General features: G+C 67.9%; 18 protein-coding genes and 1 tRNA gene. 8 read left to right on the top strand and 11 right to left on the bottom strand.

The window, feature by feature from the left end:
- Nucleotides 1–158 precede the first annotated feature (158 nt).
- A complete protein-coding gene (locus tag ACIBTM_RS10785) occupies nucleotides 159–635 on the bottom strand; it encodes a hypothetical protein (protein ID WP_395876280.1) in 477 nt (158 codons plus the stop codon).
- Between the two features lie 162 nt (nucleotides 636–797).
- Between ACIBTM_RS10785 and ACIBTM_RS10780 the strand changes: the two genes are divergently transcribed.
- Together ACIBTM_RS10780 and ACIBTM_RS10775 are read left to right on the top strand one after the other, a co-directional pair.
- The gene (locus tag ACIBTM_RS10780) at nucleotides 798–1,232 is read left to right on the top strand and encodes a hypothetical protein (RefSeq protein WP_395876279.1); all 435 of its coding nucleotides are present in this window, start codon (nucleotides 798–800) and stop codon (nucleotides 1,230–1,232) included.
- Nucleotides 1,229–2,176 carry a PaeR7I family type II restriction endonuclease gene (locus ACIBTM_RS10775; RefSeq protein ID WP_395876278.1) on the top strand — a complete coding sequence of 316 codons (948 nt, stop codon included), beginning with the start codon at nucleotides 1,229–1,231 and terminating at the stop codon, nucleotides 2,174–2,176. The genes ACIBTM_RS10780 and ACIBTM_RS10775 overlap by 4 nt, the downstream gene beginning before the upstream one ends.
- A 35-nt stretch (nucleotides 2,177–2,211) precedes the next feature.
- Here ACIBTM_RS10775 and ACIBTM_RS10770 read toward each other — a convergent pair whose 3' ends face one another.
- Complete coding sequence (locus ACIBTM_RS10770) at nucleotides 2,212–2,958, bottom strand: PaeR7I family type II restriction endonuclease (protein WP_395876277.1); 747 nt, start codon at nucleotides 2,956–2,958, stop codon at nucleotides 2,212–2,214.
- A gap of 12 nt (nucleotides 2,959–2,970) precedes the next feature.
- Nucleotides 2,971–4,653: an Eco57I restriction-modification methylase domain-containing protein gene (locus ACIBTM_RS10765; protein ID WP_395876276.1), complete on the bottom strand. Its 1,683-nt coding sequence runs from the start codon at nucleotides 4,651–4,653 to the stop codon at nucleotides 2,971–2,973.
- A gap of 488 nt (nucleotides 4,654–5,141) precedes the next feature.
- On the opposite strand from ACIBTM_RS10765, the gene ACIBTM_RS10760 reads away from it, so the two are divergent.
- Entirely contained in the window at nucleotides 5,142–5,399 is a 258-nt protein-coding gene (locus tag ACIBTM_RS10760; protein WP_395876275.1) for a hypothetical protein, read from the top strand.
- Nucleotides 5,400–5,516: 117 nt separating this feature from the next.
- On the opposite strand, the gene ACIBTM_RS10755 is transcribed toward ACIBTM_RS10760, so the two are convergent.
- The 3 genes from ACIBTM_RS10755 to ACIBTM_RS10745 all read right to left on the bottom strand — a co-directional run bounded on the left by ACIBTM_RS10755 (nucleotide 5,517) and on the right by ACIBTM_RS10745 (nucleotide 10,076).
- A complete protein-coding gene (locus ACIBTM_RS10755; RefSeq protein ID WP_395876274.1) occupies nucleotides 5,517–7,295 on the bottom strand; it encodes a hypothetical protein in 1,779 nt (592 codons plus the stop codon).
- Between the two features lie 75 nt (nucleotides 7,296–7,370).
- On the bottom strand, nucleotides 7,371–8,255 hold the full coding sequence (locus ACIBTM_RS10750) for a hypothetical protein (RefSeq protein ID WP_395876273.1): 885 nt from the start codon (nucleotides 8,253–8,255) through the stop codon (nucleotides 7,371–7,373).
- A 369-nt stretch (nucleotides 8,256–8,624) separates the two neighbouring features.
- The gene (locus ACIBTM_RS10745) at nucleotides 8,625–10,076 is read right to left on the bottom strand and encodes a hypothetical protein (RefSeq protein ID WP_395876272.1); all 1,452 of its coding nucleotides are present in this window, start codon (nucleotides 10,074–10,076) and stop codon (nucleotides 8,625–8,627) included.
- Between the two features lie 103 nt (nucleotides 10,077–10,179).
- On the opposite strand from ACIBTM_RS10745, the gene ACIBTM_RS10740 reads away from it, so the two are divergent.
- Together ACIBTM_RS10740 and ACIBTM_RS10735 are read left to right on the top strand one after the other, a co-directional pair.
- Complete coding sequence (locus ACIBTM_RS10740) at nucleotides 10,180–10,731, top strand: RNA polymerase sigma factor (protein ID WP_395876271.1); 552 nt, start codon at nucleotides 10,180–10,182, stop codon at nucleotides 10,729–10,731.
- Nucleotides 10,728–11,978, top strand: a complete 1,251-nt coding sequence (locus tag ACIBTM_RS10735) for a hypothetical protein (protein WP_395876270.1) — start codon at nucleotides 10,728–10,730, stop codon at nucleotides 11,976–11,978. Before ACIBTM_RS10740 ends, ACIBTM_RS10735 begins: the two co-directional genes overlap by 4 nt.
- 377 nt (nucleotides 11,979–12,355) lie before the next feature.
- On the opposite strand, the gene ACIBTM_RS10730 is transcribed toward ACIBTM_RS10735, so the two are convergent.
- Nucleotides 12,356–12,428 (bottom strand) — tRNA-Thr (locus ACIBTM_RS10730).
- Nucleotides 12,429–12,472: 44 nt separating this feature from the next.
- Complete coding sequence (locus ACIBTM_RS10725; protein WP_395876269.1) at nucleotides 12,473–14,041, bottom strand: alkaline phosphatase D family protein; 1,569 nt, start codon at nucleotides 14,039–14,041, stop codon at nucleotides 12,473–12,475.
- A gap of 161 nt (nucleotides 14,042–14,202) precedes the next feature.
- Between ACIBTM_RS10725 and ACIBTM_RS10720 the strand changes: the two genes are divergently transcribed.
- The 3 genes from ACIBTM_RS10720 (at nucleotide 14,203) to otsB (ending at nucleotide 19,866) form a co-directional block, all read left to right on the top strand.
- Nucleotides 14,203–15,768, top strand: a complete 1,566-nt coding sequence (locus ACIBTM_RS10720) for a threonine/serine exporter ThrE family protein (RefSeq protein WP_395876268.1) — start codon at nucleotides 14,203–14,205, stop codon at nucleotides 15,766–15,768.
- 81 nt (nucleotides 15,769–15,849) lie between these two features.
- Complete coding sequence (locus ACIBTM_RS10715) at nucleotides 15,850–17,301, top strand: trehalose-6-phosphate synthase (RefSeq protein ID WP_395876267.1); 1,452 nt, start codon at nucleotides 15,850–15,852, stop codon at nucleotides 17,299–17,301.
- 36 nt (nucleotides 17,302–17,337) lie between these two features.
- Nucleotides 17,338–19,866 (top strand): trehalose-phosphatase, encoded by a 2,529-nt coding sequence (otsB, locus tag ACIBTM_RS10710; RefSeq protein ID WP_395876266.1) that lies wholly within the window; start codon nucleotides 17,338–17,340, stop codon nucleotides 19,864–19,866.
- A 67-nt stretch (nucleotides 19,867–19,933) separates the two neighbouring features.
- On the opposite strand, the gene ACIBTM_RS10705 is transcribed toward otsB, so the two are convergent.
- The 3 genes from ACIBTM_RS10705 to ACIBTM_RS10695 all read right to left on the bottom strand — a co-directional run bounded on the left by ACIBTM_RS10705 (nucleotide 19,934) and on the right by ACIBTM_RS10695 (nucleotide 22,428).
- Nucleotides 19,934–20,206: a MoaD/ThiS family protein gene (locus ACIBTM_RS10705; RefSeq protein ID WP_063274666.1), complete on the bottom strand. Its 273-nt coding sequence runs from the start codon at nucleotides 20,204–20,206 to the stop codon at nucleotides 19,934–19,936.
- Nucleotides 20,207–21,259: a WD40/YVTN/BNR-like repeat-containing protein gene (locus ACIBTM_RS10700; protein WP_395876265.1), complete on the bottom strand. Its 1,053-nt coding sequence runs from the start codon at nucleotides 21,257–21,259 to the stop codon at nucleotides 20,207–20,209.
- Nucleotides 21,260–21,471: 212 nt separating this feature from the next.
- The gene (locus ACIBTM_RS10695) at nucleotides 21,472–22,428 is read right to left on the bottom strand and encodes a glycoside hydrolase family 6 protein (protein WP_395876264.1); all 957 of its coding nucleotides are present in this window, start codon (nucleotides 22,426–22,428) and stop codon (nucleotides 21,472–21,474) included.
- Nucleotides 22,429–22,493: the final 65 nt, after the last annotated feature.

Below are 22,493 nucleotides of genomic sequence, written 5' to 3'. Positions count from 1 at the left end.
TTCGCCTGATCGGCCATCCACGACTCCGATGCCGGAATTCGCCGATCGGTTCCCTTTCGAGCGGTCTATTTTTCGCGACCGATTCCCACGATGATCGGCGATGCTACGACATAAAGACTTCTCGGGATGTCAGGTGAACACCCGACATCTCGGTCAATTCATTCTCCGGTCGGCGGCGAATCCGGGAGCTCCCGATAATTCACGGTCCCCTTGGCATAGGTCGAGCCAGGGTAGAGGACGGTCTGCCCGAAGCACACTGACCACGAATTCGCCCCCACCCCGGATTCCGGGCATTTCCAGGTGTCCAGCACCTGACTGCCGGACGGCCGGAACAGCGACACGTACGCGTTCGCCATGAAGAGGCTGGACCGGTTGTTGCGCACGATCACCGCCCCCTGCATGGAGGCCCGGTTCGGCGACACCACGATGCAGGTTTGCGCGACCACGGAGGAACTGACGGTCACCGTGGTTCCACACGTCCAGTCGCTGGAGCTGGAAGTGATCGGATTCGTGTTCCCATAGGCCCGCCAAGTACCGCTCGCGGCCGCGGCGGGGCCGGCGGTCGCCAGACCGAGCCCGAGGACGGCAGCGATGATCGCTGTCGATCCGGCGAGAACTCTTCGGGTGAGCTGCATCGATGTTCCCTTCGTCGACCATGGTCCCGAGCCGGACACTCGGGTGAGACGAAGGATGCGGACGGGACTTTCATCCCGCTTTCATGGCGGAGAAGGCGGCGCTGTCACGTTTCCGGCGGCTCTCTCGTCCAGGTGGTGACACGCCCACTCGAAGGAGTTCACATGCCGACCCCGTTGCGCGTCGCGATCGCCGTGCAGACCCTCGCCGTCTTCCTCACCCCGATCTCCGCCGGTCTCCTGCTGACCGTGCCGAGCGGTCACGCACTGCACAGCGCCACGGCCTACACGCTGTTCGTCGTGGCGACGCTGCACGTGCTCACCGCGGTCCTCGTATGGCGACCGGGTGGCGGCTCCGCCAAGCCGATCCTGCCCGCGGCCGTGTTCCTCGGACTCACACTGGTGCAGGTGTTCCTCGGGATCGCGCATATGACGGCGGTCCACGTCCCGCTCGGTGTCCTGCTGTTCGGCTTCAGCCTGGTGCAGCTGAGCCGGGTCCACCCGGCGCGGGAAGCGGCGGAGACGGCCGCCCTGAAGGCGGCCTCTTCTGTAGAGTTACTTGATCACAAGCGGAAGGCCACCGGGGGAGCCCACGCATGACACCGGAACAGTATGCCGAAGTAGCAGCAGCACTGGACAAGTTCTGGGAAGTACGCAAGAAAGCCCGGGACGACCAGGATGGTCGCGGAGTGAGTGAGCCCGGCGAACGCGCAGGAGTCACCGCAGGCGGTCACCTTGATCATGTCGCCCACATGCTCGCCATGACCTGCGTCAAAGCCGGCGCCCCGGCGACCGAGGTCTACTACAAGGCACCGCCGGAGTTCATCAAGAGCGGCCTTGTGGCGCCGGGGCAAACCTCGCCGGGATACACGCTCCCCGGCTTCTACAGACCCACCAAGGCATGGGACGTCGTCGTTCGAGCGAATAGAAGGCCTATTGTGGCGATTGAACTCAAGAGCCAGCTAGGGCCATCGTACGGAAATAACGCCAACAACAGAGCAGAAGAAGCGATCGGAACAGCAACCGATCTGACCAAAGCGGTCGAGCAAGGCCTACTGCCCGGCAAGCCTTGGACAGGCTACGTGTACGTCATCGAAGACGACCCCGCGTCCAGCATCGAACCCGGCAGAAAGGCAGACCAGATATTCCACCCCAAGGACGATATTTTTGACACGGCCTCATATCAGGACCGTGTTCGCATCCTGTGCCAACGCCTCGTCGAAGAAGACGTGTATGACAGCACATGGGCAGTGGCCACAAGAAGACCATACTGCCCAAACGAATACGCGAGCGAAAGTGCCAAGAAGAAAAATCTCTGCCCCTATCTGACCGCAAAGTTTTCACACCTGGATCACGAGACCGCCCACGGGTTCGACTTCAAGGAGCTTGACACAGAACTAAGCGGTTACGCCAAGTTCGCAAACTCACTGACCGCAGTCATCCAAAAGCACTACCCTTCCGGACAAGAGGGACGACCGTTCAGGGAACACTGGGACAGCAACTCCCCAACACTCTTCGACCACGCCCTCGACAGCGAGGCCTAGCGCTCGCTCGCGAAGCTCACGCGTCCAACCTCACTCTAGACTGGAAGCATTCCGGTGTCGCCGGGAATGCCGACACCTTCCAGGAACTTGATCCGTGCATTAATTGCGGACGAGAAGTGCTGCCAGTCGAGCTTCTTGACCAACTCAATGGGCTTGGCATCGACCTTCGATGAGGTGATGTAGCAGATCGAGTCGTAGATGCCTTCTGCCATCAGGCGCTCGCAGAACACGCTGAATCGTTTCTGATACGAAGCCTCGTGCCAGATTTCTTCGGATGGGAAGGCACCCTCGTTGATATGTATCGCCGAACGAGAGTTCGGCGCGTCTTCCAGGATGAAGAAATAACCCAGCCAGGGCTTCTCTCCTGGATAAAGGTCAGCCAGAGTGGCCCGGCGCAGGTCGACCGCGCTGCCGAGAGCTTCCTCGACCCGGTTGTTGTAGTTGTTACCGAAGGACGGGCCGCCGAGGGCCTTGAGTTCGAACGCGGCGACCAGCGTGTTCTTGTAGGCCACCACCACGTCCCATTGTTTGGTCGGGCGGAAATATCCGGGCAACTCCAGCCGCTGCCCTTGGGTCATCCGGATCGCTTCGGGCGGATAACCAGCGTCGAGGAAGAACTTCGAGATCAGTGCGGCGATCCCGTCGAAATGCTTACCGCCACGTACCGAACCAGCGGTACCAGCACCAACGGCGTCACGAATCGCGGACAGATCGTTCTGAGATTGCTTAGCCCCCCAGTACGCGGCGACAGCATCTTCGAAATTCTGGCGCGTGACCGCCACGCGGTCCTCCCCTTAGTCCGGCAACTCAGTCAACCCATATACCCGCAACGCCGCCACGGTCGCGGCTTCCACATCGCGCGCATCGAAGGCCTCAGCCAGAGCCACTTTATCGTCGGCGGTGATCGCCGTGGGGTCGGGAACGCGAATCCGACGCAGATATTGAGCCTGGAAGCGCAACGTGCCTCCACGCATCTTCACCGCGTAAGCAGCCACGAAAGCTTGCGCAACGCGGGAAAGCAGCAGGCCCCCGAGTACCCGCATGTCCCATGCGTCCGAGACGATGAAGTACAGGTTGTGGTGAGGGTAGAAGCCACCCTCGTCCAACACCGGGTGGATCGTGAGCTTCATGTCCGGGAACAGGAGCTTCTCACGGGCGGTCAACCCGTGATCGACTTTGTCGATGGTCTTGTACCAGCGGTCGGGCTGTTTCACCGCGACATGGCGTTTCCGCAGAACCTGACCACTACGCGCGAAGTACCGCGCCAACCGCGGGTATTCCTTCAGGTTGACCAAACCGCCCTCGGGCGTCCACGGATTGATCAGGTGCGCACCGTGCCATCGCAGGGCACCACTCCTGGTGTCACGCACCATCGACAACCGGAGCAGCCGGTCCGGTTCGACGTCGATCCCCTCAGGATCATCGGTCACGAAAACCTTGTCCGCCCCGGTCGCGATCCCAATCCCGACACGGGTGCCCGTCGCCTTGTCCTCCAGAGGAGCGAAGCGATCAGTCAAATCCTCCAGCATCGCCAACCTGGCCGGGGAGCCCGCCGGCCACGAGTCGTCGCCACTGAACCAATGCGGCAGCCGGGCGGCGTGGAAGGCCGGCGTGTCGATCTGGACCTCAGCCGAGCTGTTCACCCAGGTAAGGAACCTCTTCGCCTGCTCAGCCCCGAACACTTCGGTGGTGTCCGCGGCAACCGCTTCACCCTGTTCGTCGTTACCGATGATCGTGATCGCCGGATAAGCCGAGACCTGCTCTTCGAAGGCGTCCACATCGTGCATGACCAAGACCAGATCCATGCTGTAGCGCGACGCGACCAGTTGACGTAAACCGCGACCGTACTGATTGCGCATCCAACGATCAGCGCAGATGAAGCCCAGGCGCCCACCGGGTTTGAGACTGCGCAGCCCGACCTCGTAGAACCCGACGTACAGGTCAGCTCGACCGCCCATCGTCGGACAGACTTTTCGGTAAGCGCTCATCCGCGCGTCCGGCACGTCCTCCAACCGGACATACGGCGGATTTCCCACCACGAAGTCGACGCTCTGTCCCGGACAGTCCTGGAACAGATAGTCACCTTGGGTGACCCACCCATCCACGACTTTCCGTACCTCGTCGGACTCCCAGCCCTCACTCACCAGTTGCTCTGTGAGCAGCTCACGGCTTCGCCGCACGTTCTGGTCCAGCAAGTCGAAGGCCTGAACAGCCTCGGCCGCGTCCAGCAACGAGCGGCCCTGCCTGCGACACGACTCGCTCAGCCGCTCGACCATCGGCCCCAAGAACGCACCCGCGCCACAGGCAGGTTCCACCGCCCGCAGATCGGCCAAATCCCGATCGACCGTGTAACCGACCAAATCCAGAATGGTCTCCACGACCCAACGCCGGGTGAAAACCTCGCCGTGCTCGACCGCGTCAACCAGCGCCTCCGGCAGCTGAAGCGCGTCAAGGTCAAACAGTTCACGGGTGGTCACCGGACGACGATAGCCGCTGCGACCCGCTGGGCAAGCACGCGGGCGACGGCCTCGCCGATCGTCGACCACCATGTGGGGCGATCACCTGAAAGACGACAGAAGATGCCCTTGGCAGCGGAGCGCACCGAAGAGAGCGCCCCACAGCGGCGCCAAGTTACCTGCGCCGTGCCTGGCGCAGGTTCCGGCCACCCCGGCCAACACGGTCAGTAACGGCCCCGATATCACCGGCGCCTTCGCGCTCGGCGGCACGGTGCTCGATGTCGCCCTGGAACCGTGTACCGCGTGGAAGGCCTTCATCAGCTCGGGTCCCGGGCGCACCCCCGATTCGGCGGCCAGCAGCCGCCGCGCCCAGACGCTGCTGGCCGCCATGGTCGCGGGACTGTTCTTCGCCCCGGTGTTCGGCGTGACGGCGTTGCTCGCGCGGTCCCGGCGACGGCGGCTGGACGTTCCCGTTCGGCACGGTCCTGATCGCGCTCGCGGCGCTGCTGGTGGCATGGTTCGCCGGAATCCCGCTGGCCAAGACCGCACGAGCGTGGCGACGGAGACGTCAGCCTGGCATCGGCGCGGTGCTCGGCGCCTGCCGGGAGGCCGAAGACCGGCTGCGCGAACACCGCGTCCCGTGTACCGAGGGCATGACGGTCCGCGACCTGGCGGCCGCCGCGCACGGCACCGGCGAGCAGTCCACAGTGGACGGCTTACTCCTTTTGGCATCCACAGTGGACGTCGACCTGCGTCGCCGAGTTTGACGGCGGCCGCGACGTCGTGGATCGCGGTGTCGACGAAAACGACAGCGTCGAACGCGGCCGTAGGGTCGATGGGCGATGCGCCGAGAGCAGGGACACCCCGACGGCCTATCAGGGATTTCACTCCGAGGACTTCCTTTGAGCCGGGCTACGAGTCTTTCCTTCTCGCGCGACATCGACCTGCCAGGCGAACCAGTCCGCGTCCTCCGGCTCGTCCCCGTGCGGTGTGCTCCGCGGGAAGTCACGGCGTATCTGATCCCGCAGGAAGTCGCGGAACCGTGGGTCGCCATGCAGCGGCTTGAGGTCGGGGTCGTGGCCGATCCACTCCGACGCGAGCGGGTTGTCCGGCGCGTCGGCGACGAGCCGGAGCAGGTTCAAGATGCGGGCAAGATCCGCTTTCCGCACCGGGGCGGGGGCATGATCCTGGTCGGCGACTGTGAGCGTGAGCGTGCAGGCGAGGTTGTAGGCATACTGCCACTGGTCCGTTTCCCCGACCCGCGCGCACAGCCGGTCCGCCTGGTCGCGCGCCTGCCGCAGGAAGACCGAATCCGCGGCCCCGTTGTCGATCCGGTGGTCCCGGGCCCGGCAGAAGAGCAAGGCCGACTCGGCCACGGCCACCTGCCGCCGCCATCCGGACCACGATTTCATCAAAGCCAGCCAGGAAGAACGTTCGGAACGGCGCCACAGGCAACTGGCGATCATCTTCGGCCAGGTCAGCGCGGCACGATAGTCGGTGAGCTGCCGTTCTGCGTGGACCAGCAACTCACGCCGGAATCGGCACAGGTCCTCGAGCGCGTCGGAGCGGGCTGTGGGGGCCAAGGTCATGCCGGCGCGACGCAGGTAGGTCACGATGTCGCGGTGTTCACGATCGTTCCGGTCCGGTCGCCAGCACGAGGCGAGGGCGTCGCCGGCGGCCATCACCAGTGACAGCCCGAGCCGGTACTGCGCGCGGCGGAACCGAGGATTCTCCGCGACGGTGCGGGCGTGAAGACGCAGCGCGGCCAGCGGTCGTCCGCAGAGGTCGTCGAGCATCGCCAGCTCGTACCGGACGATTCCGGCCGCCGCGCCATCGCGGGCCACCGAGGCCAGCCGCTCCCGTCGTACCCGCCGGTCGGCGACAACCTGCTCGTACGTGGCGCCGGCCGCCGGTGCCGGCGGACCGAGCAGGAATTGCGCGAGGTCTTCGGCACGTTCTCGTACCGGCAAGATCCAGCGTGGCGTGGACCGGTCGCGCGCGAGGACCGCGGCGGCCACGAACGCGGCGGCGTGTTCACCGGCGTCGCTCAAGCGGACACGATCGAAGGTCGTCACCGCGACGCTGCTGTCGGTACGGCGACTCCGGACGTCGACCGTCACCCACAACAGCGGATCCGTGGCCACCTCGTCCGCTATGACGGAATCGAAGTCAGCGCAGCGCTCCGCACGTAGCCGAACCACATAGCGGCGTGGTGACGCGGTGAACAGTTCGGCGAGCCGGATCAGGGCGGCGACGACGGTGCTCCCTTTGACCTCGCTGGCGCTCACGATGGTGGCGACCTGGTCACCACCGGTCCCGCCAGGCACCCCGGCGGGCTTGCGCAAGGCCACGGCCGGCAGCCGGAATGCCAGCTCGGTCAGTAACTCCTTGGTCGCGGAGGTGTCGAACTCGACCGGCTTGGCGACATCGACCCCCGGGCTACCCCGTCGTGCGGCGATCCAGTCGAGACCCACGATCGCCACCAGCCCGAGGACCGCCCACTGCCAGCGGGCCAGCAGATCCGGCAGGCCCGGAACCCAGAGGAGGGCGACCGCCGCCACGACGAGCGGCATGGCGAAGCGCAACGTCCGACGAGTGAACCCGAACGCCACCGCCGCCAAGCAGAAGAACAGCGCGACGGTGACGGCCCATCGCAGCACCACATCCTCACCCCCTCGAAGGGAATTCCGGCCGCGCCGTTGCCCGGCCCGCAATGATCGGCAGACCACGGCGTCCGATCACGGCTCAAGGCATTCGGGAATCGAGTCGGTGTTCCCGGTGGGCCGCTCGGTACGGCCGGACGGGTCGAGGATCTTCACCCACCGAACCGACGGGAACTGCTTGAGTGTCGGCATGATCTCGTCCGCGACGGTGAATGTGGAGCCGTGGCTCGAGCAGCCTCCGGTCAGCTGGACCTTGGCGACGGAGCCGGTGATCGACAAGCCCGTGAACCCCGTCGCGTCGGAGTCGACGAACCGCAGCCGCTGCGCGAGTTCCGCTTCGGTGGGACCCGCGAACAGCCGCTGCAGCGCGCCGCGGGCGAGCGCCGGAGGTATCACCGGGCGGCTGACCGCACGGGTGTAGGGCTCGACGCCTGACTCGAAACGGGTCAGGTCCAGGAAATGTGCCCGGACGTCGACGGTCCGGAACGGCGTGGCGATGTCCAGGACGACCCGGCTGGGCCCGGTCAGGGTGAACAACCGGACCGGCGCCTGGCGTGCGAGACCGATTCCGAAGGTGAGCACCCCTTCGAAGTCGCCCGCGTTGACCACTTGCATCACGTTGGGCAGGGCATACGTCCGCCGGGCCGGCCCGTAGGTGATGTCGCCGTTGTCGTTGTGACCGACGGCGGATGCCATCCGCAGGCGAAGGAACGCGTCCCCGGCGATCGGCACCGGGTTCCCCGACGGATCGCCGATCACTTCCGGGACGTAAACCGCGTCGCGCTCGGCAGGCGGTGGACCGGCGAATTCGAACACCACCCGGTCGAAGTCGGTGTGGTGGGCCGCCCGGATCGCCGTCAGCATGGCCTGCCGAACCGGCGCCGCCGCGACGGGAAGCGCGGTGGCGGCACCAAGGACAGGCAGCATCAGCAACACGGTGAGCAACGAAAGTCTGCGCATCACGAACTCCGGGGGATCGGGTGCCGCGGCACGGGACACGAATACCCATCCATCGTCGAAGTCCGGTTCTCCGCCTGGCAGAGCCGAAAGTCCCCGCGGTGGCAGGACCGCCGGATCATCGGCGCAGCCGCCACGGCGCGACCGACGGTGATGTCGTCGTCGCTCTGGTCGATCGCGTAAGCAAGGCTTGCCGTGGCCTGCAGCGCGAGCCGGCTAAGTCGGCCGTCTCGCCAACGCACCGCCGTCACTGTTTCCCGTGCCGGCCTGGTTCGCGTGTTCACAGCTGATCGTCGGCGGGTCGCGGTGGCGCTGGTCGCCTTCGCGGTCACCTCCCGCGTCTCGCGAGTTTTCCCGGGTGGGCTCGGGCTTTCACTCCTCGTTCGGCACCAGGTACAGCTCCTGCTTTCCGAGGGTCGGCGCGTCGAGCGTCCAGTGCGCGAGCGCGTCCGGCGGTGGGGCCGCCAGCCGGCGCAGCACGAGTTCGGGACGGCGTGGCCGGACGTCGAAGTCGAAGAAGGCGTAGTTCACGCGGAGTATCGCGCGGATCCAGCGGTTCTCCTTGCCGCGCGCCTCGATCGCGGCCGGCAGCAGGCCACGGTCGGAGAAGACGTCGACGACCGGACAGCCGCAACTGTAGGCGAGGACGCCGATTTCGCCCGCGCTGCCGACGATCCGGCCTCCGGCGAGCGTTCCCAGTTCCGCTCCGATACGTGCGTACTGCGCGCTCGACGTGTAGTTCGACGTGAACGGCGCGTACGTGCGGGGAAGTCCGGCAGCCGCGTACGCGATCAGACCGGCGACGATCAACGCGAGCACCCCGCGGACCATGATCCGGTGGGAAACCGCTACGGCACAGACGAAAACGGTCGCCGCGGTGAGGCCGGGGCCGTAGTACCAGTGGTAGGGCGGGACCGCCAGCAACACGTAGCCGAAGTGGTAGAGCAGGCCACCGAGGGCGAGCAGCACGAACGGCCGCAGCCCGGCGGGGATCGTGCGCCGCCGGACGGCCAGTGTCACCATGGCGAGGACGGCGAGCACCGCGGGAAGGAACGCCAGCACGGCCATCACCGGCGAAGTCCGCGCATAGAACAGCGGGCCGTTGCCGAAGTTCCAGGCACCCCAGGCGCGTTGCGCGCCCTGGAGAGTCTTGATCACAACGGTGTCCGGTACCGCCGCGCCGAGCACCACCCAGCTGAAGCCGAACCACGGCAGCGTGATCAGCCCGGCGCCGAGCAGTGCGCGTCCCGTGCCGGGACGGAGGAAGACGGAGAGCACCACCGCGAACACGATCATGTCCAGCCGGACCAGGGCGAGCACGCCGGCTGTCAGACCGAAGGCGAATGGGTTCCTTGCGACCGCGAACACGGTGAGCCAGCCCAGGACCGCCGCGCCGAGGGTGACCTCGAGCCCGATCGACGAGAGCAGAAGCGGGTTCGCGGTCAGCGCGGCGAGGGTCAGGGCGGGGAACCGGGGCGGCAGCCCGGCCGCCGCGCCGAGCCTGCGCAACGCCAGGACGAGAAGAACCTGGCACAGCACGAACAGCACTCCGGCGGCGAAGACGGCGTCGCGGACGAAGATGGTCAGGACCGCCAGGATGAGCACGTTCGCCGGCGACGTCGCGGTGTTCGACGTCGCGTCGGCGAGCAGGCCCCAGTGGCCGTGGAAGGCGACGTTGCGCGCGTACGCCAGTGTGATGAACGTGTCGTCGATCAAATGCGGACGGGCGAGCAGGAACACCACCGCCGAGAGCACCGCTACGGACAGGGGCATCCGCCAGGGCGTCGCCTGGTTGTCCGTTGCCCGGACCTGTTCCATGATCATGTCTTGATGTGGCTCTTCCGACCCGGAAAGTTGCGCGCAACGTTCGGCCGGTGCCGGCCACAACCAGGGCGTGAGCAGTCTTGCGATCAGGGTGGGGGTACCGGTGGAACAGACCGGTGACCGGGAGCTGTGGGCCCGCGCGGCCGGCGGCGACGAGGGGGCGTTCAGTGAGCTGTTCGAGCGGCACGCCGAGGCTCTGTGGAACTACACGTATCGCCTGACCGGTTCGTGGAGCAGCGCCGAGGATCTGGCGTCCACGACGTTCCTCATCGCCTGGCGGCGGCGGGCCGAGGTGACCCTGGTGCGGGACAGCGCCCTGCCGTGGCTCTACACGGTCGCGGCCAATGTCGCCCGTGACGAGCACCGCGGTGCTCGTCGCCGGCTGCGGCTGCTCGGGAAGATCCCGGCCCAGCCCGCCGTATCCGACCACGCCGATTCGGTGGCCGAGAAGATCGACGGCCAGCGCCGGCTGAGGCAAGTCGCCGAAGCCGTCCGGTCGCTGCCGAAATCGCAGCGCGACGTCGTCGAACTCTGCCTGGCCGCCGAGGTGAGCATCGCTGACGCCGCGGAGTTGCTGGGCATCGCCGAGGTCACCGTCCGCGCCCATCTTTCCCGGGGACGAGCCCGGCTGCGTACGTTGCTGGAGGAGAAATGAGCGGCGAACCCGTGTACCCCCCTCGCCATGCGATGCCGGACGACGTCCGCGCCCGGATGCGATCGGCCGTCCGCGAGGGGATCGCGAAGCCGCGGCGGACGGCACGCGTCTGGTACGCCGCCGCGGCGGCGGTCGTTCTCGTCGCGTCCGGCGTCGCCGCCGCGACACAGCTGCTCCGTCAGCAGGGCGCGGACCCCGGCCCCGAACCGGCCGCCGGCGGGCTCAATCTGGACGCCGGGCTGGCGACGTCATCGCTCGACCGCTGCTGGGCCGCGGTGCGGTCCGCGGGCAAGACGGACCGAGTGCCCCCGCGCGAGGAATGGATCCCCCAGTTCACGGACGTCATGCTGGACGTTTCGGTCGTCGCCGCGACGGCGGCGGGCAAGCCGATGTTCTGCGAGACGACGCTGACCACCGTGACCCTGTCCGACCCGAACGCCGCCCCCACCTACGTGCCGGGCACCCGCACCGGACTGCTCCTGCAGAGCGCGACCGGGCTGATCGGCGGGGTGCTCGATCCGGCCTGGCGGGGTGCGGGTCTCGCATTCCAGGCCGAGGATTCCGACGGCGCGGACGTCGTGGAAGCTTCGCCTCTGTCACATCAGTTCGTCTCGTTCACCTGGATCGACCCCGCGAAGACGCAACTGTCCGTTTACGAGGCCGCCGGAGCGACGACTATGAGCCTGCCACCGGCTCCGGCGCCACTTCTTTCGGCCGTCGATCGCCCGGTCGTCCCGGCCGACCGGACCTCGCCCGCGGGACGAGCGCTCGGCAAATGCCTGTCCGGCGCGGTGAACGCCGTCTCCGACGTGGCGGGGTACAGGCCGGGCGCGCTGCTGGACAAGGACGGCTATCAGGTCGTTCTCGGCCGTTTGGGCGATCGGAGCCTGGCGTGCACGACCGTTCCGGACCCGCGGCGTCCCGGCCGGATGAAGACGCGGGTCTACCAAGACCATTTCGAGATCCCGCCGGAGAAGCCCCGGAATATCCTGATGCAGCCCCTGGGCGGCGTGGAAGACGGTGGTGACCGGGGCAACTCCCGGACGCCGTTCGCCGGGACGCTGCTGCCGGCGTCGGCGGTGACGGTGACCTGTGACTTCGGCGCCGGACTGACCTCGACAGCTGATGTGGTCGACGGGACCTTCGTGGTCTTCGTGCCGAAAGAGGTGAATGATCCGTTCCCGCAGGGGGTCCGCATTCAAGCGCGTGATGCCGACGGCACGGTCGTGTTCGAAGGGACTCTGTAGCCGGGGGTCGCCGGCCACCCCGGACCAGCAGGCTCGGCGACCGCGACACGCAATGGACGGGCGACGAACTTGGCCTGGGACCGCGAATCAGGTGGCGCGGCCAGGACTACGTGCGGCACAGAGAAGTCAAGCCCCTCGTCCACAGTGGATGAGGGACTTGACTTTCTCGTTTTCGGCTCATCCACACCAGCCCGTATCCGACCAGCCGGCCCCGGGAGGCCGGGGCGACCGAGGGGTATGACCACGCCTCGGCGACAACGCCGGAAGACGGCACCGCGCCCATATGCGACGCGCCGGCCATCCCCCTTGCGACCGCCGCGGCGACGAAACGGAGGCCGATAAGGCCAAAACCAGCACCAAAGCCTATGTCGATCTTGAGCCGCCAAGGGGGCTCGAACCCCTGACCTTCTGTTTACAAGACAGATGCTCTACCAGCTGAGCTATAGCGGCCTTGCCCAGGGCAGCCTGGGCAAGGCCAGTATATCGGCGCCGGTTCAGCGACCCGCAGGGCGCACCCGGGGCTCCCCGGCCACCGTCCGGAAGGCATGCGCGAACGTCACGGCCGTCGCCGGGTCGCGGCGGTCGGCGACGTAGTACCAGTTCATCCGGACGGCTTCCGGGGTCACTTCGAGGACACCCGGACCGTGCGAGTCGAGTTCCACGAAGCGCACGTGCGGGTTCAGCGCGCGGATCGCGGCCTCGACCTTCAGTGAGCCGGTCCGCGGCGGGACACCGAGCTGCTCGTCGATGTTGTCCGAGGTGACCGACGGGCAGACGAACTCGACCGCGACGCTCGTTCCGTCCCGCGGCACGTCATTCGCCCACGACGAGTGGACGTCGCCGGTCAGGAACACCGTGTTGCCCCGGCCTTGCGCGGCGATGGTGTCGAGGACCCGGCGGCGGTCGGCGGTGTAGCCGTCCCATTGGTCGGTGTTGACCGTGATCGGCTGGCCGTCGAGCAGATCGTCGAGCGCGAGCCGTTCGCGGGTGGGCAGCGCGGGGATCTTGATCGGCGTGACCATCACCGAGTTCCCGATCAGGTTCCAGGACGCGGTTCCGCGCGCGAGGCCGTCCAGGAACCACTGCCGCTGCTCGGCGCCGAGGATGGTGTCCTCCGTCGAGACCGGGCCGGGCTGCCGGGTCCGGTACGTCCGCAGATCCAGCATGGTCAGGTCGGCCAGCCTCCCGAACTTCAGCCGCCGGTACAGCCGGTCGCCGCGGTGCCGCACCGGCATCCACTCGAAGTACGCCCGGTGCGCGGCCCGCATCCGGTCCACCCAGTCACCCTCGGTCGCCGGGTCGTGTGACGGCGATCCGCCGGACCAGGCGTTGTCGGCGGCCTCGTGGTCGTCCCAGGTCGCGATCATCGGGTGCCGGGCATGCAGCCGTCGCAGGTGCTCGTCGGTCTTGTACATCGCGTGGCGTTGCCGGTAGTCCGCCAGGGTGATCAACTCGTTGGGCGGTACCGAAGGCCGGAGATCACCCGCAGGGTTGGGATTTCCTTCGTAGAGGTAGTCACCCAGGTGAATGAAGGCGTCCAGATCGTCGCGGCCGGCCAGATAGCCGTAGGGGGCGAAGTGACCGACAGCCCAGTTCGCACACGAGACCACGCCGAAGCGCAGGCTCTCGACGTCCTCGTCGCGCGAAGGCGCCGTGCGGGTCCGGCCGGTCTGCGAAACCTTCCCCTGAGACGTGAACCGGTACCAATACGCGGTCGACGCGCACAGCCCGCCCGCCGTCACCTTCACCGTGTGGTCGCGTTCCGGGCCGGTCCAAAGGTGACCGCGAGCGACGACGCGCGCGAATCCGGCGTCCGTGGCCACCTCCCACCGGACGTCCACCGCCGGCCCTTTTCCGGATCCCGGAACGGCCTCGGGCGAAGGCGTGATCCGGGTCCAGAGAAGGACCGAATCGGGCATCGGATCTCCCGAGGCCACCCCATGCGCGAAAACCGGGGCCTCCGCCCCGCTAGATGCACCCGAAAGGGTGAATGTCGCCGCTGTCCCGGCAGCGGTGAAACCGGCCGCGCGAAGAACGGAACGCCTGCTCACAGAGGACGCCATGACATGCAGTGTGCCGTAAACCGGCGAGGTCGCGATGATCTTCCTCCGACGTGGCGGACGCCACTTCGGGTTTCCTGCAACGGTCGAGGCACCGGCCCCGATGCTCCTCGGGAAGTCCGTAGAACCAGTCCCTGCAAGCAGAGTGAGGAGGTGGATCGATCATGAAGATCAACGAGCACACCAAGGGAGCCCAGCGCGGCGAACGCGGTGCCGAAAAGAACCAGGACGAAACACCCGAACGTGGCGAATGGCTGCTGGAAGCGCCGCGCCAGCGTGACGGAGAGCGATCGATCCCCCAGACTCGCTCGCACCGGCCGAATCTGCTGCGCCGCCGCGCCTGGCAGATCCTCGAAGCGCCGACGGCCGAGCAGCCCGCCGTCGACGTCGACGAGGCGATGGGCCCGCAGCCGCCGGACGACACGACGGTCAACTTCGTCCTGGACCTCGTCCTGCGCATCGGCGAGGTCCAGATGTCGAGCGGCGCCGGTGCCTCCGACGTCACCGCGACGATCATCGCGCTGACCTCCGCGCTCGGCCTCCCGCACTGCGAGGTCGACGTGATCTTCACGTCGATCACGGTGACCTGCCACCGCGGCACCGACATGGCACCCGTGACGGCGCTGCGCGTGGTCCGTTCACGCAGCCTCGACTACACGCGGCTCACCCAGACCGAGACCCTGGTCCGCAGGATCGTCCGCGGCAACATCGGCGCCGAAGAGGCGCAGCAGGAACTGCAGCGGATCACGACGGCGCCGCACCCGTACCCCCGCTGGGTGGCCACGGCCGCTTGGGGCGGGCTGGCCGCGTTCATCACCCTGATCCTCGGCGGCAGCATCGACGTCGCGCTGGTCGCGCTGGTGATCAGCGCGGTCATCGACCGGCTCGGCCGCCTGCTGAACCGCTTCGCGCTGCCCTTCTTCTTCCAGCAGGTGATCGGCGGCCTGGTCGCGACGCTGTCCGCGATGGCGATAGTCAGCAGCGACCTGCTCACCACGGACAAACCCACGCTGGTCGTCGCGGCGGCCGTCACCGTGCTGCTGTCCGGGCTCTCCACGGTTTCCGCCGTGCAGGACGCCATCACCGGCTACTACGTCACGGCGGCCGGGCGCACGATGGAGACCGCGCTGATGAGCGCCGGGCTGATCGCGGGCGTGGTGCTCGCACTGAAGATCGCGCTACTGCTCGGTCTGCCGCTGACACCGCTGCCCGAGGTCGTTTCCTCGACACCGCAGCAGCTTCCGATCATCGTCATCGGCAGCGTCGGCGCGTCGGCCTGCTTCGCGCTCGCCTCGTATTCGACCCTGCGCGCGATGATCGTCGCGGGAGCGGCCGGGGCGATCGGCGGTGCCGTGTACGGCGCGCTGATGCTGACCGACTTCCAGGCCGTCAGCTCCTCCGCGGTCGCCGCCACGCTGGTCGGTTTCTGCGGCGGCGTGCTCGCCAGGCGCCTCAAGGTGACACCGCTCGTGGTGGCTGTGTCCGGCATCACGCCCCTCCTCCCCGGCCTCTCCACCTATCGTGGTCTATACCAATTGGGCGTCGAGCCCGGCGGGAACATCTCGACGCTGATGACCGCGGTCGCGATCGGGCTCGCCCTGGCAGCGGGTGTGGTACTCGGCGAATACCTCGCGCAGCCGGTGCGCACGGGGCTCGGCAGGCTGGAACGCAAATTCGCCGGGCCGCGGATGGCGGGTCCGCTGGAACCCGCCGAACGACGCTTGGAGTGATCGCTCGGCGACGGGCCGTGGCCTCCTCGCACGATAGGGTTTCCGCTTAGGGCAGCGACCCGCGATTCGAGGGAGCGGCTGGTGGACGATGTGATTGCCGAGACGAGCAGAACGGCCTCCGCGGATTTCGTGGTGGTGGCGAACCGGCTCCCGGTGGACCTCGAACGGACCGCCGACGGAAGCAGGCGCTGGACGGCGAGCCCCGGCGGGCTGGTGTCGGCGCTCGAACCCTTCCTGCGGTCACGCAAGGGAGCCTGGGTCGGCTGGCCCGGCGTTCCCGACGTCGAGGTCGAGGAGTTCGACGACGACGGCCTGGTGCTGCACCCGGTCTCCCTGACTTCGGACGACGTCCGCGACTACTACGAGGGCTTCTCCAACGCGACGCTCTGGCCGCTGTACCACGACGTGGTGGCGCGGCCGGTGTTCGACCGGAGCTGGTGGGAGTCCTACGTCCGGGTGAACCGGCGCTTCGCCGAGGCGAGCGCGAAGGTCGCCGCCGAGGGCGCGACCGTGTGGATCCAGGACTACCAGCTGCAACTGGTCCCGGCGATGCTCCGCGAGCTGCGTCCCGATCTCCGGATCGGGTTCTTCCTGCACATCCCGTTCCCCCCGGTCGAGTTGTTCATGCAGATGCCGTGGCGGACCGAGATCGTCCGCGGCCTGGTCGGGGCCGACCTGGTCGGCTTCCACCGGCCGGGTGGCGCGCAGAACTTCCTCTGGCTGGCGCGGCAGCTGGCCGGTCTCGAATCCAGCCGCGGCGCGGTCGGCATCCGCACCCGCCCCGGCCTGATGCAGGTCGGCGACCGCACGGTGCGGGTCGGCGCGTTCCCGATCTCCATCGACGCCATCGGCCTCGACAAACTCGCCAAGACCAAGGGCGTCGCCGAACGCGCCGCCCAGCTGCGCCACGACCTCGGCAATCCGAAGAAGGTCCTGCTCGGCGTCGACAGGCTCGACTACACCAAGGGCATCGACCTGCGGCTGCAGGCGCTGCACGAGTTGCTGCACGAAGGCCGCGTCCGTCCGGAGGACGTCACGTTCGTCCAGCTGGCCACACCGAGCCGCGAGCGCGTCGAGCACTACCAGCGGATGCGCGGAGACATCGAGCAGATGGTCGGAAGGATTAACGGCGAATTCGCCCGCGTGGGTCACCCGGTCGTGCACTATCTGCATCAGTCCGTGAACCGGACGGAACTCGCCGCGTTCTTCTCCGCGGCCGACGTCATGGTGGTCACTCCCCTGCGTGACGGGATGAACCTCGTCTGCAAGGAGTACGTCGCCTGCCGCCACGACCTGGGCGGTTCGCTCGTGCTTTCGGAGTTCGCCGGCGCCGCGGCCGAGCTGACCAGTGCGCTCCTGGTCAACCCGCATGATCTGGACGGGGTGAAGAACGCACTGGAGACTGCCATTACGCTCGACCCCGCAGAGGGACGCCGCCGTATGCGCGCCATGCGTCGACAGGTCCTCACGCATGACGTCGACCGCTGGGCGCGCTCGTTCCTCCAAGCGCTCGGCGCCGAACCGGCCGACTGATCCCCCTACCCCGCATAGTTTCCCGAGGAGAAATCGTTGACCGCCGAGGCACTGCCCGCCGAGCTGCGGCGCGCGATTGTCCAGGTCGCGCGCACCCCGCGGCTGCTGGTCGCCTGCGACTACGACGGCACGCTGGCTCCGATCACGGCCAACCCGGACGAAGCCCGTCCCCTGCCCGAATCGGTGGGCGCGCTCAGGTCGCTGGCCGGCCTGCACGAGACGACCACCGCGGTCATCTCCGGCCGTGCGCTGCGTGATCTCGCCACCCTGTCCCGTCTCCCGGCCGAGGTGAACCTGGTCGGCAGCCACGGGTCCGAGTTCGACATCGGCTTCATCCACGCGCTCGACGACAAGGCCCGCGAACTCCACAGACGGCTCGAGGCCGAGCTGGAAGACCTGGTGCTCGACGTGCCGGGCGTCTCGCTCGAGGTCAAGCCCGCGAGCATCGCGGTGCACGTCCGCCGCGCCGAGCACGAGGCGGGCCGCCGGGTCCTTCGTGATGTCCACAATGGACCTTCGAAGTGGGAGGGCGTGTCCACGACCGACGGCAAGGAGGTCGTCGAGCTCGCGGTCGTCCAGACGGACAAGGGCCGCGCGCTGGACACCCTGCGTCACCAGGTCGGCGCGACGGCGGCGGTCTTCCTCGGCGACGACGTCACCGACGAGAAGGCGTTCGCCCGGATCTCCGGCCCTGACCTCGGCGTGAAGGTCGGCGAGGGCGAAAGCCTCGCCCAGTTCCGGGTTCCGGACACCGTCGACGTCGCGATGGCGCTCGCCTTCCTGCTCGAAGAGCGGCGCAACTGGCTCTACGGCGAGCAGGCGCCGCCGATCGAGCGGCTTTCCCTGCTGGCCAACGAACGTTCGGTCGCGCTGGTCACACCGGACGCCCGGCTGACCTGGCTGTGCCACCCCGGCCCCGACGCGCCCGCGATCTTCGCGGACCTGCTCGGCGGCGCCGGCGCGGGCCACTTCTCGATCAAACCGCACCGCAACGGCCTGCCGCTCGGGCAGCGTTACCTGCCGAACACGATGACGGTCGAGACCCGCTGGTCGCGGCTGCTCGTCACCGACTACCTCGAGCCGGAGAGCCCCGCGCACCGCACGGATCTCGTCCGGGTGATCTCAGGTGAGACGGCGGCGGAGATCGTCTTCGCGCCGCGGCCCGAATTCGGTGGTGTGCCGGTGAAACTGGTCGCCGAGGGCGACGGGATCCTGGTGCAGGGCACCTCGGAACCGTTCGCACTGCGCTCGCCGGGAGTGACGTGGGAGATCACCTCCGACGGAATGAACGACACCGCGACGGCACTCGTCACCCCCTCCCCGGAGAACCCGGTGGTGCTCGAACTCCGTTGCGGCACTTCGGATCTCAGCGCGCACGAACTGTCCGAAGTGGATCGACGGGCGCGCGCGGGCGACTACTGGAGCACCTGGGCGCGAACGCTCAAGCTGCCCAGCGTCCAGACCGACCTCGTCGGCCGCTCGGCGCTCACCCTGCGCGGGCTGGTGAACACCGACACCGGCGGCGTGCTCGCGGCGGCGACCTCCTCGCTGCCGGAGGAGATCGGCGGCGTCCGCAACTGGGACTACCGCTACTGCTGGATCCGCGACGCGGCCATGACCGTGCGCGAACTGGTGCACCTCGGCTCGACCGAAGAGGCCGAAGGCTACCTCCGGTGGCTGCACGGCGTTCTGTCCACTTTGGCCGGTCCGGAACGGCTGCACCCGCTGTACACCTTGGCGGGCAGCGTGATCGGCGCCGAAGCGGTCATCGAATCGCTGCCCGGGTACGCCGGTTCGCGGCCGGTCCGCGTCGGCAACCTGGCGAACCACCAGGTGCAGCTGGACGTGTTCGGCCCGGTCGTCGAACTCGTGCAGACCCTGGCGGAGGCGCGCGGTGAACTGCGCGACGAGGACTGGCAGATGGTGCGCGCGATGGCCGAGGCCGTCACGCGGCGCTGGAACGAGCCGGACCACGGCATCTGGGAGGAACGGCACGTACCGCGCCACCGGGTGTACTCGCGGGTGATGTGCTGGGTGACCATCGACCGGGCCGTCAAACTGGGCGAGGTCTACGGCCGCGCGGTGCCGGGAGCGTGGCCTTCGCTGCGCGACGAGATCGCCGCGGACGTGCTGGAGAAGGGCTGGAACGAAGAGGTACAGGCCTTCACCACCGCCTACGACGGAACGGACCTCGACGCCGCGTCGCTGTTCGTCGGGCTGACCGGGCTGATCGATCCGGCCGACCCGCGCTTCCAGTCGACGGTGACCGCGATCGAGGCGGAACTGCGCAGTGGGTCCACTGTGTACCGGTACCGCCGCGACGACGGCCTTCCCGGCGGCGAGGGCGGTTTCCACATCTGTGCGGCCTGGCTCATCGAGGCGTACCTGCTCACCGGGCGGCGCACCGAGGCCGAGGAACTGTTCACGCAGATCGTCGACGCAGCGGGCCCGACCGGCCTGCTGCCCGAGCAGTTCGACCCGATCGCGGAGCGTTCGCTGGGCAACCACCCGCAGGCGTACTCGCATATCGGGCTGATCCGCTGCGCGAACCTGCTTTCCCAGTAGCCCGCTTCACGTGTCAGGAAAGGGTCGTTCAGGACATCTTTTGTCCTGAACGACCCTTTCCTGACATTCAGCCGCCGGCGACCGACGGGATGATCTGCACTTCCTTCGCCTCGGCGAGCGAGGTCTTCGCACCGTCGAGACGGCGGCACTCCTCACCGTCCACATAGAAGTTCACGTAGCGCCGCAGCGCACCGGTCTCGTCACGCAGACGGCGTTCCAACGCGGGGAAACCGGCGCCGAGCGAGTCCAGGACGGCGTCGAGCGTCGGAGCGTCGACGTCGAGCGTCCCCGCACCGCCCGCGAGCGGCCGCAGCATCGCGGGCAGCAGCACCCGGACCATCTAGACCACCTGGGCCCGGACGCACAGCACGTCCGGCAGATGCGCGGCCACCTGATGCCAGGTGTCGCCTCCGTCTGGGCTGGCCCACACCTCACCGGATCGCGTGCCGAAGTAGATGCCGCCCCGCGCGTCGACGCACATGCCGTCCCGGAGCACACCCGCGTAGAAACCCTTGTCCGGCAAGCCGTTTCCGAGTGCCGTCCAGGTCTCGCCCGCGTCTTCGCTGCGGTAGACGCGGCAACGGCCTTCCGGCGGGAACCGGAGCACGTCGGCCACCAAGGGGAAGTTGTAGACGATGTCCGGATCGGCCGGATGGACGACCATGGCGAACCCGAAGTCGTTCGGCAGGCCACCGGCGATGGACTTCCAGGTCTTCGCGTCGTCGTCGCTGCGGTAGACACCGCCGTGGTTCTGCAGGAAGAACCGTTCCGGCCGGGCCGGATGCATCGCGACCTTGTGCACGCACTGCCCGAATTCGGGTTCCTCGCCGGGCAGGAATCCCGCGCTGATGCCGCGGTTCGACGCCGTCCAGCTCTTGCCGCCGTCCTCGGTCCGGTAGACGCCGCCCGTCGACATGGCGACGGTGATCCGCTGGGAGTCGGTGGGATGCGGCAGGATCGTGTGGATCATCTGGCCGCCGCCACCGGGAGTCCAGTGTGGACGGTGCTCGTGATCCCACAGCCCGCGCACGAGCTCGAAGGTCTCGCCGCCATCCTCGGACCGGAACAGCGCGGACGGCTCGACACCGGCGTAGACGACGTCTCCGGCGAGCACGATCTGCCAGATGCCTTCGAGCGCGGTCTCCGTGTCGGCGGGGAAGGCCACCGGGGCGTGAGCGGGTTCGGACCAGGTCTCACCGAAGTCCGCGGACGTCGCGATCGTCGGGCCGAAGTGTTCGTTGACCGCTGCCGCGTAGACCTTGGCGGGCGTCAGCGCGACCGCGCGCACGGCCTCCATCGGGAACTTCGGCTCGGAGAGTTCCCAGTTCTCGCGATCCTCGCCGCGGGCGAGGAACAAGCCCTTCCTGGTACCGATCCCCAGCTGGAACTCCACGACGCCGTCCTCCTCGGTCGATACTGTGACTCAGGTCACCGTACTACCGGAAGCGCGTGAAGGCCCCCTTCCCTCGACTGAGCCGAGGGAAGGGGGCCTTCACGGGAATTGGAGGCGTCGCGCCGGCTGCTGTCCAAGGGGTCGTGGCCTTCGCCTTCTCGGGAGAACGAGGGTCACAGACGAGCAGCCGGCGCGACGGGCTTCGGGAGCGGTCAGGTACCGCTGATCAGGCGCAGGGCGAGATCGGGGCTGAACTGACCGGCTTCGACGTCCGGCGCGATCCCGCATTTGCCGTCGGAGTCGCCGGGCACCTTGACCCAGAGCAGCATCTCGGCGCCGCCGCCGGTCTGCGAGGTCGCCCCGAGCTTGCGCCCGGCCGGGTTGCACCACTCGGAGCCCAGCGGGCCGTTGCCGTTGCGGCTCGTGTCGATCACGAACGGCTTGGTGTAGCCGTACTTGCTCGACAGCGCGGCGCTGACGGCCTTGCCGTAGTTCGCCGAGTCGGTGGTCGTCTTGTAGTTCGACACGTTGATCGCGAGACCGCGGATCGACTTCACCCCGACGGCGTTGAGCCGGTCGGCCATGGTCGCGGCGGGGATCCAGGTCGAGTTGCCGCCGTCCATGTACGCCCAGGTGTTCGGGGCCTTCGCGGCGAACTGCTCCGCGGCGTACTTGAGGAGGTCGAGGCGGGTCTGACGCTCACCGGTGGGCAGGCAGTCGAGCTGCGCGAGCGCGTCCGGCTCGATGACGACGACCGCGGGCTTGCCGCCGATGCCGTCGGCGAAGTTCGAGATCCAGGTCCGGTACGCCTCCGGGCTGCCCGCGCCGCCACCGGAGTGACCGCCGCAGTCGCGGCCGGGGATGTTGTACGCGACCAGGATCGGCAGCTTGTCCGCGACGTCGGCGGCGTAGGTGTAGCCGTCGACGGCCTTCTTGATGTCGCCGCTCCAGTTGCCGAACCAGCGCGCGCCCGCCTTGGTGGAGATGGCGGCCTTGATCTTGTCGGCGGTGCTGCCCGGGTGGTCCCTGACCCAGACCGCGGGGTTGGAGTTCGGGTCGACGTAGAAGCCGTTGGTCTTCTCAAGCGGGTTGCCGTCGGCGGCCATGGCCGGCGTGGCGACCAGGGCCAGCAGCGAGGCGGCCAGCAGACCGAGCGTCTTGATGCGCATGGGCACCAGCTTCGAGCCCTCCCGTACAAGATTCGTACAACCCGCGCGTTTCGTCCTCCGGACGC

Origin of the sequence: Amycolatopsis sp. NPDC049868, assembly GCF_044461365.1 — a bacterium.
Lineage (GTDB): Bacteria > Actinomycetota > Actinomycetes > Mycobacteriales > Pseudonocardiaceae > Amycolatopsis.
Note: the sequence above shows the minus strand (reverse complement) of the source record. Positions and strands in the feature narration are given on the sequence as shown.

Excerpts from the sequence above, each read along its gene's own strand:
- ACIBTM_RS10785 (WP_395876280.1), bottom strand. The coding sequence starts at position 635 with ATGCAGCTCACCCGAAGAGTTCTCGCCGGATCGACAGCGATCATCGCT.
- ACIBTM_RS10780 (WP_395876279.1), top strand. The coding sequence starts at position 798 with ATGCCGACCCCGTTGCGCGTCGCGATCGCCGTGCAGACCCTCGCCGTC.
- ACIBTM_RS10775 (WP_395876278.1), top strand. The coding sequence starts at position 1,229 with ATGACACCGGAACAGTATGCCGAAGTAGCAGCAGCACTGGACAAGTTC.
- ACIBTM_RS10750 (WP_395876273.1), bottom strand. The coding sequence starts at position 8,255 with ATGCGCAGACTTTCGTTGCTCACCGTGTTGCTGATGCTGCCTGTCCTT.
- ACIBTM_RS10745 (WP_395876272.1), bottom strand. The coding sequence starts at position 10,076 with ATGATCATGGAACAGGTCCGGGCAACGGACAACCAGGCGACGCCCTGG.
- ACIBTM_RS10735 (WP_395876270.1), top strand. The coding sequence starts at position 10,728 with ATGAGCGGCGAACCCGTGTACCCCCCTCGCCATGCGATGCCGGACGAC.
- ACIBTM_RS10725 (WP_395876269.1), bottom strand. The coding sequence starts at position 14,041 with ATGGCGTCCTCTGTGAGCAGGCGTTCCGTTCTTCGCGCGGCCGGTTTC.
- ACIBTM_RS10720 (WP_395876268.1), top strand. The coding sequence starts at position 14,203 with ATGAAGATCAACGAGCACACCAAGGGAGCCCAGCGCGGCGAACGCGGT.
- ACIBTM_RS10705 (WP_063274666.1), bottom strand. The coding sequence starts at position 20,206 with ATGGTCCGGGTGCTGCTGCCCGCGATGCTGCGGCCGCTCGCGGGCGGT.
- ACIBTM_RS10695 (WP_395876264.1), bottom strand. The coding sequence starts at position 22,428 with ATGCGCATCAAGACGCTCGGTCTGCTGGCCGCCTCGCTGCTGGCCCTG.